General features: G+C 64.7%; 10 protein-coding genes and 1 pseudogene. 7 read left to right on the top strand and 4 right to left on the bottom strand.

Annotation, left to right across the window (positions count from 1 at the left end; all coding sequences use genetic code 11):
* Positions 1–160: pseudogene (locus F3J14_RS19435) on the top strand (3-hydroxybutyrate dehydrogenase); the annotation flags it as partial.
* Between the two features lie 149 nt (positions 161–309).
* Here the strand turns inward: F3J14_RS19435 and F3J14_RS19430 are convergent.
* Complete coding sequence (locus F3J14_RS19430) at positions 310–1,509, bottom strand: amino acid aminotransferase (RefSeq protein ID WP_166724395.1); 1,200 nt, start codon at positions 1,507–1,509, stop codon at positions 310–312.
* Between the two features lie 248 nt (positions 1,510–1,757).
* On the opposite strand from F3J14_RS19430, the gene uvrB reads away from it, so the two are divergent.
* The 5 genes from uvrB (at position 1,758) to F3J14_RS19405 (ending at position 7,302) form a co-directional block, all read left to right on the top strand.
* Complete coding sequence (uvrB, locus tag F3J14_RS19425; RefSeq protein WP_166724394.1) at positions 1,758–3,848, top strand: excinuclease ABC subunit UvrB; 2,091 nt, start codon at positions 1,758–1,760, stop codon at positions 3,846–3,848.
* Positions 3,849–4,067: 219 nt separating this feature from the next.
* A complete protein-coding gene (locus F3J14_RS19420) occupies positions 4,068–4,619 on the top strand; it encodes an iron transporter (protein ID WP_006754465.1) in 552 nt (183 codons plus the stop codon).
* A gap of 55 nt (positions 4,620–4,674) precedes the next feature.
* Positions 4,675–5,007 carry a cupredoxin domain-containing protein gene (locus F3J14_RS19415; RefSeq protein ID WP_006760846.1) on the top strand — a complete coding sequence of 111 codons (333 nt, stop codon included), beginning with the start codon at positions 4,675–4,677 and terminating at the stop codon, positions 5,005–5,007.
* A 58-nt stretch (positions 5,008–5,065) separates the two neighbouring features.
* Positions 5,066–5,908, top strand: a complete 843-nt coding sequence (locus tag F3J14_RS19410; RefSeq protein ID WP_166724393.1) for an FTR1 family protein — start codon at positions 5,066–5,068, stop codon at positions 5,906–5,908.
* A complete protein-coding gene (locus F3J14_RS19405; RefSeq protein WP_166724392.1) occupies positions 5,905–7,302 on the top strand; it encodes a 4Fe-4S binding protein in 1,398 nt (465 codons plus the stop codon). The genes F3J14_RS19410 and F3J14_RS19405 overlap by 4 nt, the downstream gene beginning before the upstream one ends.
* Before the next feature lie 321 nt (positions 7,303–7,623).
* Here the strand turns inward: F3J14_RS19405 and F3J14_RS19400 are convergent, their stop codons facing one another.
* The 3 genes from F3J14_RS19400 to F3J14_RS19390 form a co-directional block, all read right to left on the bottom strand.
* Positions 7,624–7,869, bottom strand: a complete 246-nt coding sequence (locus F3J14_RS19400) for a hemin uptake protein HemP (RefSeq protein WP_166724391.1) — start codon at positions 7,867–7,869, stop codon at positions 7,624–7,626.
* A 138-nt stretch (positions 7,870–8,007) separates the two neighbouring features.
* Positions 8,008–8,490 carry an SRPBCC family protein gene (locus tag F3J14_RS19395; RefSeq protein WP_166724390.1) on the bottom strand — a complete coding sequence of 161 codons (483 nt, stop codon included), beginning with the start codon at positions 8,488–8,490 and terminating at the stop codon, positions 8,008–8,010.
* A 99-nt stretch (positions 8,491–8,589) separates the two neighbouring features.
* On the bottom strand, positions 8,590–9,462 hold the full coding sequence (locus F3J14_RS19390) for a pirin family protein (RefSeq protein ID WP_166724389.1): 873 nt from the start codon (positions 9,460–9,462) through the stop codon (positions 8,590–8,592).
* Between the two features lie 122 nt (positions 9,463–9,584).
* Here F3J14_RS19390 and F3J14_RS19385 point away from each other — a divergent pair, with 122 nt between their 5' ends.
* The gene (locus F3J14_RS19385) at positions 9,585–10,562 is read left to right on the top strand and encodes a LysR family transcriptional regulator (RefSeq protein WP_166724388.1); all 978 of its coding nucleotides are present in this window, start codon (positions 9,585–9,587) and stop codon (positions 10,560–10,562) included.
* Positions 10,563–10,589: the final 27 nt, after the last annotated feature.

Below are 10,589 nucleotides of genomic sequence, written 5' to 3'. Positions count from 1 at the left end.
AGAGGAAGTGATCAAGAAGGTGATGCTCGGCAACACGGTCGACGGCGTGTTCACGACGGTGCAGGACGTCGCGCAGACGGTGCTGTTCCTGTCGGCGTTCCCGAGCGCCGCGCTCACGGGGCAGTCGGTCGTCGTCAGCCACGGCTGGTTCATGCAGTAACGGGATCCGGCACGGGCGGTCGCGACGCGTACCGCTCGTGCCGAGCAGTCGCCGACAATGCACGACGGCATAAAAAAACGCGCTCCGGGGAGCGCGTTTTTTGTTTGGGCAGGGCGGGCCGGTGACGGCTGCCGCCCGCTGATGCCGACTTACTTCAGGACCGCTGCGACCGCATTGGCGACCGCGTCGAGGTTGCGCGTGTTCAGCGCTGCAACGCAGATGCGGCCCGTGCCGACTGCGTAGATGCCGAACTCTTCGCGCAGGCGATCGACTTGCGCCGAGGTCAGGCCCGAATACGAGAACATTCCGCGCTGCGCGTTGATGAAGCTGAAGTCGCGATCCACGCCGCTCGCCTTCAGGCGCTCGACGAGGCCGTTGCGCATCGCACGGATGCGGTCGCGCATTTCGCCGAGTTCCTGCACCCACGCAGCGTGCAGTTCCGGCGACGCGAGCACGGCCGCGACGATGGCGCCGCCATGGGTCGGCGGGTTCGAGTAGTTCGTGCGGATCACGCGCTTCAGTTGCGACAGCACACGCGTCGCTTCTTCCTTGCTCGACGTGATGATCGACAGCGCGCCGACGCGCTCGCCATACAGCGAGAACGACTTCGAGAACGACGACGACACGAATGCATTCAGGTCGGCCGCGGCAAACAGGCGCACCGCCGCTGCATCTGCCTCGATGTTCTCGCCGAAGCCCTGGTAGGCCATGTCGAGGAACGGCACGAGGTTGCGCGCCTTGACGACGTCGACGACCTGCTGCCATTGCGCTTCGGTCAGGTCCACACCGGTCGGGTTGTGGCAGCACGCGTGCAGCACGACGATCGTGCCTGCCGCATAGCCGTTCAGCGCCGACAGCATGCCTTCGAAGTTCACGCCGTTGGTGGCGGCGTCATAGTACGGATAGGCGACGACTTCGAAGCCGGCGGCTTCGAACAGCGCGCGGTGGTTTTCCCAGCTCGGGTCGCTGATCGCAACCTTCGCGTTCGGGTTCACGGTGCGCAGGAAATCGGCGCCGATCTTCAGCGCGCCCGTGCCGCCCAGTGCCTGCGCCGTGACCACACGGCCTGCGGCGATCAGCGGCGAATCGTTGCCGAGCAGCAGCTTCTGCACCGCTGCGTCATAGGCGGCGATCCCGTCGATCGGCAGGTAGCCGCGCGGCAGGCCGGCGTCGACACGTGCCTTTTCCGCTTCGCGAACGGCGCGCAGCAGCGGAATCTTGCCTTCTTCGTTCGTGTACACACCGACGCCGAGGTTGACCTTGGTCGGACGCGTATCGGCGTTGAAGGCTTCGTTCAGGCCCAGGATCGGGTCGCGGGGAGCAAGCTGGACAGCGGAGAAGAGCGACATGATGATTCGGCAGTAGTGAAAAGAGGGTCAGGCTTTCAGCCGGCGGGGCGGGCGCAGCGGACCGCGCGCCAACGGCACGGCGCCGGAAAGCGCAGCAGCCTGACATTGTAGCGAATTCACGCTGCCGGAGGCGGCGATTGCGCGGCGAATTGCGATTTCGGCCGGTTGCCGCGCGTCAGGAGCCGTCAGCGGTCCGCAACTCCGCGAAGCGCTAGAATAGTCTTTTGCCCTCGCTCCGGCCGCACTCCATGTCCGAACATCACGCCGAAGTCGGCGACGCGCTCGACGAATCGAAATTCGTGACCTTCGAAGGGTCGCCATTTCAGCTATACCAGCCGTATCCGCCCGCAGGCGACCAGCCGACCGCGATCGAAACGCTCGTCGAAGGTGTCGGCGACGGCCTCGCATTCCAGACGCTGCTCGGCGTGACGGGTTCGGGCAAGACCTTCACGATGGCGAACACGATCGCGCGGCTCGGCCGCCCGGCGATCGTGTTCGCACCGAACAAGACGCTCGCGGCGCAACTCTACGCGGAGTTCCGCGAGTTCTTCCCGCGCAACGCGGTCGAGTACTTCGTCTCGTACTACGACTATTACCAGCCGGAAGCGTACGTGCCGCAGCGCGACCTGTTCATCGAGAAGGACTCGTCGATCAACGAGCACATCGAGCAGATGCGGCTGTCGGCGACGAAGAGCCTGATGGAGCGCCGCGACGTGGTGATCGTCGCGACGGTGTCGGCGATCTACGGTATCGGCAACCCGTCCGAGTACCACAAGATGATCCTGACGCTGCGCGCCGGTGACAAGCTCGGCCAGCGCGACGTGATCGCGCGGTTGATCGCGATGCAGTACTCGCGCAACGATCAGGACTTCCAGCGCGGCACGTTCCGCGTGCGCGGCGACACGATCGACATCTTCCCGGCCGAGCATGCGGAGATGGCCGTGCGCGTCGAGCTGTTCGACGACGAGGTCGAGACGCTGCAGCTGTTCGACCCGCTGACCGGCCGCGTGCGGCAGAAGATCCCACGCTTCACGGTATATCCGTCGTCGCACTACGTGACGCCGCGCGACACCGTGATGCGTGCGGTCGAGACGATCAAGGACGAATTGCGCGAGCGCCTCGAGTTCTTCCACCGCGACGGCAAGCTCGTCGAGGCGCAGCGCCTCGAGCAGCGCACGCGCTTCGATCTCGAGATGCTGCAGGAGCTCGGCTTCTGCAAGGGCATCGAGAACTACTCGCGGCACTTCTCGGGCGCCGCGCCCGGCGAGCCGCCGCCGACACTCGTCGACTACCTGCCGCCCGACGCGCTGATGCTGCTCGACGAATCGCACGTGCTGATCGGCCAGCTGAACGGCATGTACAACGGCGACCGCGCGCGAAAGGAGAATCTCGTCAATTACGGATTCCGGCTGCCGTCGGCGCTGGACAACCGACCGCTCAAATTCCCGGAGTTCGAACGCAAGATGCGCCAGGTGGTGTTCGTGTCGGCGACGCCTGCCGACTACGAGAAGCGCGTGACGGGGCAGATCGCCGAGCAGGTGGTGCGGCCGACCGGGCTCGTCGATCCGGAAATCGAAGTGCGCCCGGCCAGCTCGCAGGTCGACGACGTGCTGACCGAGATCAACGCGCGCGTGAACGCCGGCGAGCGCGTGCTGATCACCGTGCTGACGAAGCGGATGGCCGAGCAGCTCACCGAGTTCCTCGCCGACCATGGCGTCAAGGTGCGCTACCTGCACAGCGACATCGACACGGTGGAGCGGGTCGAGATCATCCGCGACCTGCGACTCGGCACGTTCGACGTGCTGGTCGGGATCAACCTGCTGCGCGAAGGCCTGGACATTCCGGAGGTGTCGCTCGTCGCGATTCTGGACGCGGACAAGGAAGGCTTCCTGCGCGCCGAGCGCTCGCTGATCCAGACGATCGGCCGCGCGGCGCGCAACGTGAACGGCAAGGCGATCCTCTACGCCGACACGATGACCGAGTCGATGAAGCGCGCGATCGGCGAGACCGAGCGGCGCCGCGCGAAGCAGATCGCGCACAACGAGAAGATGGGCATCACGCCGCGCGGCGTCGTGAAGCGCATCAAGGACATCATCGACGGCGTCTACAACGCCGACGACGCGCGCGCCGAGCTGAAGGAAGCGCAGCAACGCGCGAAGTTCGAGGACATGTCGGAAAAGCAGATCGCGAAAGAAATCAAGCGTCTCGAAAAGCAGATGGCCGACTACGCGAAGAACCTCGAATTCGAAAAGGCCGCGGCCACCCGCGACCAGCTGGCGCTGCTGCGCGAACGCGTGTTTGGCGCCAACGTGGGCGACCACGTCAACGGCGGCCGGTAAATCTTTCCAAACGTCACTGAAACCTCCCGGTAACTCGGCTGTAAGCCTTGTCGCATCAGGGGTTTACCGGGGGTCTCGTTTGTTCCGGCGCCGGTTCGGTGCTACACTTCGCAAGTATTGAGAATAGTTCGCATTAACGTTCTTCATTGCGTTAGTGTTTTCGGCGAGCCGTCCAGGAGGGCGGTTGGCAGCTTGTCAGACAAATAACAAGGAGTGTCCATGTTGGGTTCTTCGTTCATCCGCACGTCGGTTGCGGTAGCAGCGGCGCTTGCCGCGATGTCGGCCTCGGCGGCCGAATATCCGATCGGCAAGCAGCAGATCCAGGGCGGCATGGAAATCGGCGCGGTGTACCTGCAGCCGATCACGATGGATCCGGAAGGGATGATGCGCAAGGCGTCGGATTCGGACATCCACCTCGAGGCGGACATCCACGCGGTCAAGAACAACCCGACGGGTTTCGCGGAAGGCGACTGGATGCCGTACCTGCAGGTCACGTACAAGCTGACGAAGCAGGGCGACACGAAGTGGAAGGCCGAAGGCGACCTGATGGGCATGGTCGCGAGCGACGGCCCGCACTACGGCGACAACGTGAAGCTGGCCGGCCCGGGCAAGTACCACCTGACGATGATCGTCAAGCCGCCGATGCAGTCGGGCCACATGGCGTTCGGCCGTCACGTCGACAAGGAAACCGGCGTGGGTGCGTGGTTCAAGCCTGTCACCCTCGAATACGACTTCCCGTTCGCCGGCATCGGCAAGAAGGGCGGGTACTGATCGGTGGCATCACGGACGGCGCGCTTCGGCGCGCCGTCAGCGTAGAGAACCCAGAATGAAATTTCCCCAGAAAATCGTCGCCGCAGCCGCCGCGCTGTGGCTCGCCGGCGCGGCGCATGCCGCCGATCTCCCGACGTTCAAGCTCGAGATGACGGACGGCAAGCTGAACCCCGCCCGCATCGAAGTGCCGGCCGGTCAGCGCTTCAAGATCGAGATCAGGAATACCGGCAAGGGCGCCGCCGAATTCGAGAGCGTGCAGTTGCGCAAGGAGAAGGTGCTCGCGCCGGGCGCCGATTCGTTCGTGGTTGTCGCCCCGCTGTCTCCGGGCGAGTACAAGTTTTTCGACGATTTCCACCAGCAGGCACAGGGCGTGATCGTCGCGAAGTAATGCGTTTTATCTGCGTACGGGTGCACGAGTGCCGTGCCCCGCACGTCAGGAGGATTCAATGGGTCAGATCTTGTTCATCGTCTGGCGGGAGAGCGTCGAAGCGCTGCTCGTCGTCGGCATCCTCTATGCATGGCTGAAGAACGGCGACGACGACGCGCGCCGCGGCCTGCCCTTTCTGTGGACGGGTGTGGCAGTCGGCCTGCTGATGGCCGTCGGACTCGGCGCCGCACTCGTCGGCTTCACTGAAGTGCTGTCCGGCGACGCACAGGACTATTTCCAGACCGCGATGGTGCTGATCGCCTGCGTGCTGATCGTGCAGATGGTGTTGTGGATGCGCCGGCACGGCCGCACGCTGAAGCGCGACATGGAGCAGTCGCTGCAGCAGAGCACGCGCGATTCGAACTGGTGGGGCGTTGCCGTGCTGGTCGCGCTCGCGATCGCCCGCGAAGGCAGCGAGACGGTGATCTTCCTGTACGGCCTCGGTTTCGGCCAGTCGGGGCACGTGGACGCGAGCCAGATGCTCGCGGTCGTGATCGGCCTCGGCCTCGCGTTCCTCACGTTCTATCTGCTGCAGCTCGGCGGCAAGTACTTCTCGTGGCGGCATTTCTTCCGCGTCACCGAAGTGATGCTGTTGTTCCTCGGTGCGGGCCTGTTCCAGACCGGCGTCGACAAGCTGATCGACAAGGAAATCCTGCCGCTCGGCATCTCGCAGGTGTGGGACACGTCCGCGATCCTCGATGATTCCGGCACGTTCGGTTCGCTCGTCGCGACGCTGACCGGCTATCGCGCGCACCCGGCGCTGACCAACCTGGTCGCCTATGCGGTGTACTGGGCGGTCGTCTGGTTGCTGATGAAGCGCGCGAGCCGCCGTCCGGCCATCACAGCGGGCCGCACGGCATGAGCGTTGCCGCCGCAACCAAGCCGGGCTGGCTCGCACAGGCCGGCCAGTGGATGCAGCGCCACGGCGCGGCGATCCGCGGCATCCAGTGGGCCGTCGTCGCCGTCTATGCATTCCTGATCATCGTGCCGGCGGTGTTGCCGCTGCCGGACGATTCCGCGCACCTGTGGAACAACCTCACGCTGATCGCGCAGTTCGTGTTCTGGGGCATCTGGTGGCCGTTCGTGCTGCTGTCGATGGTGATGCTCGGCCGCGTCTGGTGCGGTGTGCTGTGCCCGGAAGGCGCGCTCACCGAATACGCGAGCCGGTTCGGCCGCGGCGCCGCGATTCCGCGCTGGATGCGGTGGGGCGGCTGGCCGTTCGTCGCGTTCGGGCTCACGACGATCTATGGGCAGATGGTCAGCGTGTACCAGTACCCGCTCGCCGTGCTGTTCGTGCTCGGCGGCTCGACCGTGGGCGCGATCGTGATCGGCCTGCTGTACGGCCGCGAGAAGCGCGTGTGGTGCAAGTACCTGTGCCCGGTCAACGGCGTGTTCGGATTGCTGTCGCGGCTCGCGCCGATGCGCTACAAGGTCGACGAGGATGCCTGGCGACGCTCGTACAAGAACGGCGAGCACGGGCATCGCGTGATTCCGATCAACTGCGCGCCGCTGGTGCCGTTGCGCAACATGAAAGGCGCCGCCGAGTGCCATATGTGCGGCCGCTGCAGCGGGCACCGCGATGCGATCGAACTGTCGTGGCGCTCGCCGTCCGACGAGGTCGTGAACCTCGGCGCGCAACAGGCGAACCCGTGGGACACGGCGCTGATCCTGTACGGCCTGCTCGGCGTCGCGATCGGTGCGTTCCACTGGACCGTCAGCCCGTGGTTCGTGCAGATCAAGCAATTCCTCGCAGGCTGGCTGATCGACCACGACATCACGTGGCCGCTCGAGACCAATGCGCCGTGGTTCCTGCTCACACATTACCCGGATCGCAACGACGTGTTCTCGTGGCTCGACGGCGGGCTGGTCGTCGGCTATATCGTCGGCACGGGGCTCGTGTACGGTACCGCGCTGCTCGTGCTGCTGGCCGGCGCGACGCTGATGCTCGGCCGTTTCGACCGCGTGCGTCTTCATCATCTCGCGCAGGCGCTGATTCCGATCGCGGGTGCGGGCGTGTTCCTCGGGCTGTCGGCGACGACGCTGTCGCTGCTGCGGGCCGAGCACGTGCCGCTCGGCTGGGCGACGGATGTGCGCATCGCGATTCTGGTCTGCGCGAACGCGTGGAGCGCGTGGCTGGCCTGGAAGGTGACGGGGCGCTATGCGGCGTGGCCGCGCCGACTGGCTGCATTCGCGTGGTTCGCGGCCGGCCTGGCCGTGATCGACAGCGCGTGGTGGTTGATGTTCTGGGGTTTCTGATGCGGGATTGAAGGCCTTGCGGCCGCGCTCCGGAGTAGCAGGCGAGGTGTTTCGCCGCCGGGCTCCGGAGTGCGCTGAAACAGCAGCGCCAATAGCCACGATGCCTTTTCCTTTGTCTGCGGACGCCCAAACAAAAAGCGACACGTCTTTCGACGTGTCGCTTTTTTTTCTTCTTTGTGCGAGAACCAAAAAAGTGGCTTGGCTTGCTGCAACGGCTGCTTGAGTGTATTTGCACGAAGGGGTCTAGATCTCGCGTGCAAGCCGTTACGCTGGCTACTGCCCAACACCTCTCAGGGAGGTGGTCCCCACAATACTCTGTCGTTACTTCGTCAGGATCAGTTTGCCGAGCCGCGTGGCACGCAACTGATATGTCTCTCCGTTATGCGCGATGCTGATGTGGCTGTGACCTTGCAGCAGCGCATCGCTGCTGAGGGTCCGTGTGCCGGCATCGCGGCTTCCGGCGGGTTTCGCCGGCCTCGTGACCGCTGCCGTCTTCTGACGGTTGCCGCTTGCGGTGCCGGTCGTGCGGCGCAAGGTCAGCGTGGTCGGGCGCGTGGTGTCGGTCATTCGGTTGATCGGTAACAGTCGATGCGATGGAATGAATTCTAAATGATAACTATTCCCATTTACAAAAACTCTTTATCGATCGATGCAACAAACCTGATAGCTTGATTCAAAGAGGCGGCCCGCGGGCCGCCGCCGCCGTCAGTGGAGCGGATCAGGGTCCTTGCGCCCTTGTGCGTATTCGCGGATCAGGCGCACCGTATCGATGTCCGACGTGCGATACGCTTCCTTGACGATACCGCGCGTGTGACGCGCTTCCTCGCTGTCGTCCGTGACGGTCAGCGTCGTGCGGTATTCGAAACGCAGGAACAGCTCGTGGTCTTCACGCTCCTCGATCGTCATCGTCAGCGATCCGCCGATTTCACCGCCGGCCGCATGGATGTCGTAGCGCACTTGCTGGTTCGGGATGAACGTCACGCGGTCGCGCACGATCGCATGTCCGTAGTGCAGCTCGCGTTCGAGCGTCGTGTCCGTCCGTTCGTGGACGACACAGCTGTCGAGACCGATCAGGAACAGCTGCGGCTGTTCGGCGCGCAGCACGAGGCCTTCCCAGAGCTGGTCGCGGGTCAGGGACGGCACGCCCGGATCGTCGGAGTTGATCTGGATCAGATGTTCGAAGTTCAAGGGGACGGATTCCTTCTGGTGGCGGGCAGCCACATGGATCAAGAAGTTATTGTGACGCAAAACAAGCCGTTTCGCGGCAGTTGCGGCCCCGATTGCACGTCACGCTTCGATGCGGCCCATGCGGCCCGTCTGGTAGTCGACGACGGCCTGCCGGATCTCTTCCTCGGTATTCATCACGAACGGGCCATAGCGGACGATCGGCTCGTTGAGCGGGACGCCGCCGATCAGCAGCAGATCGAGCGGCGTATCGCCGGCTTCGAACGTCACCGCGTCGCCATCGTCACCGTAGACGACCATTTGCCGTGCGTCGACGCGTTGCCTGTCGGGCCCGTAGCGGCCTGCTCCGTCGAGCGGGTAGGCGAATACGCGATAACCTGCCGGCACCGGCTGGGTGACCGTTGCGCCCGGTTGCAGCGTGAAATGCTGGTAGAGGATCGGCGTGCGCGTCTCGATCGCGGCACGCACGCCGAACGCTTCGCCGGCGATCACGCGGACCTGCGAACGGCCGTCCGGCGACGTGGCGCTCGGGATGCGGTCGGCCGAGATTTCCTGGTAGCGCGGTGCGATCAGCTTGTCGCGGCGCGGCAGGTTGACCCACAGCTGGAAGCCGTGCGAGCGCCCGCCTGCCTGCGCGAATTCGGGATCCGGCATTTCGCTGTGCACGACGCCCGCGCCGGCCGTCATCCACTGCACGTCGCCGGGCCCGAGCGTGCCGGCATGGCCGGCCGAGTCGCGATGGCGAAAGCGCCCGTCGAGCACGTAGGTGACGGTCTCGAAGCCGCGATGCGGATGGTCGGGCGCGCCCTTGGCTTCACCGGGCGCATAGTCGACGGGGCCCATTTCATCGAGCAGCAGGAACGGATCGAAATCCATCAGCAGTCGGGTCGGGAACGGGCGGTGAACCACGAAGCCGCCGCCTTCGGTGGTGCGAAGAGCGGGGTACGTGCGGTCAAGCGAGCGAGCGGTCGTCATGCAGAAGCCCTCGAAATCATCGGAATAGCGTTATTTTTGAAACATAGCGCTATTATATTGGGCGTTTTGCGGTCCGATTTGCGGCGGTTCGCAATGGATTGTTCTGAAATTGGAACGATGACATGAACATCGATGCACACAACCTGAACGACCTCATGTACTTTTCGCAGGTCGTCGAACACGGCGGGTTCTCGGCTGCGGAGCGCGTGCTGGGTATTTCGAAATCGCGCCTGTCGCGGCGCCTGACCGAACTCGAAGCGGCGCTCGGCGTGCGCCTGCTGCAGCGTTCGACGCGCAAGCTCGCACTGACCGAGGCGGGGGAGTTGTTCTACCAGCATTGCCAGGCGATGCTCGCCGAAGCCCAGGCCGCGATGAACGCCGTGCAGCAGCTGCGCTCGTCGCCGCGCGGCTCGGTGCGCGTGAGCGTCCCTGTTACGCTGTCGCAGACGATGCTGTCGCGCATCCTCCCCGAATTCCTGCACCGCTATCCCGAGGTGAAGGTGCACATCCGGGTGACGAACCGCGTGATCGACCTGTTCGAGGACTCGGTCGATGTCGCGTTGCGCGTGCGCTCGGAGCCGCCGCAGAACGCGAACATCGTCGTGCGGCCATTGTGGCGGACCGAGCAGATGCTGGTCGGCGCGCCGAGCCTGCTGAGCCAGAATGCGCCGCCGCTCGTGCCGGACGATCTGGCACGCTTCGAGACGCTCGATACGCCGAGCGTCGACGGACGGCACGTGTTCAACCTGATCGCGCCGGACGGCACCCGTCACTTGCACGAGCACGATCCGAGGCTCGTGACGGCCGATCTGATGACGATCCGCGAGGCCGTGCTCGACGGCCTTGGCATCGCGGCGCTGCCGGAGATGATGTACGGCAATGCATTGCGCGCCGGCCAGTTGTCGCCGGTGATGCCGGGCTGGACGTTGCCGGTGCCGCAACTCTATGCGGTGTTCGTGTCGCGGCAGGGGATGCCGCCCGCGGTCCGTGCGTTCGTCGACTATTTGGTCGAGAAGCTCGATCACGGCGATTACAAGCAGCCGAGCTGCCCCGAGCGTGCGAAGAAGGAAGCCACGGCGGCCGATGTTTCGTCCACCTGAATGCAAGATGCGCGTCGTGGCAAATTT

It is taken from the genome of Burkholderia sp. Tr-862 (genome assembly GCF_011753085.1).
Lineage (GTDB): Bacteria > Pseudomonadota > Gammaproteobacteria > Burkholderiales > Burkholderiaceae > Burkholderia > Burkholderia ambifaria.
The sequence above is the reverse complement of the archived record's forward strand: the minus strand, read 5'-3'. Positions and strand labels throughout refer to the sequence as shown.

What these genes read in the sequence shown, in the direction of transcription:
- F3J14_RS19430 (WP_166724395.1), bottom strand. Translation starts at nt 1,509, where the DNA reads ATGTCGCTCTTCTCCGCTGTCCAGCTTGCTCCCCGCGACCCGATCCTG.
- uvrB (WP_166724394.1), top strand. Translation starts at nt 1,758, where the DNA reads ATGTCCGAACATCACGCCGAAGTCGGCGACGCGCTCGACGAATCGAAA.
- F3J14_RS19420 (WP_006754465.1), top strand. Translation starts at nt 4,068, where the DNA reads ATGTTGGGTTCTTCGTTCATCCGCACGTCGGTTGCGGTAGCAGCGGCG.
- F3J14_RS19415 (WP_006760846.1), top strand. Translation starts at nt 4,675, where the DNA reads ATGAAATTTCCCCAGAAAATCGTCGCCGCAGCCGCCGCGCTGTGGCTC.
- F3J14_RS19410 (WP_166724393.1), top strand. Translation starts at nt 5,066, where the DNA reads ATGGGTCAGATCTTGTTCATCGTCTGGCGGGAGAGCGTCGAAGCGCTG.
- F3J14_RS19405 (WP_166724392.1), top strand. Translation starts at nt 5,905, where the DNA reads ATGAGCGTTGCCGCCGCAACCAAGCCGGGCTGGCTCGCACAGGCCGGC.
- F3J14_RS19400 (WP_166724391.1), bottom strand. Translation starts at nt 7,869, where the DNA reads ATGACCGACACCACGCGCCCGACCACGCTGACCTTGCGCCGCACGACC.
- F3J14_RS19390 (WP_166724389.1), bottom strand. Translation starts at nt 9,462, where the DNA reads ATGACGACCGCTCGCTCGCTTGACCGCACGTACCCCGCTCTTCGCACC.
- F3J14_RS19385 (WP_166724388.1), top strand. Translation starts at nt 9,585, where the DNA reads ATGAACATCGATGCACACAACCTGAACGACCTCATGTACTTTTCGCAG.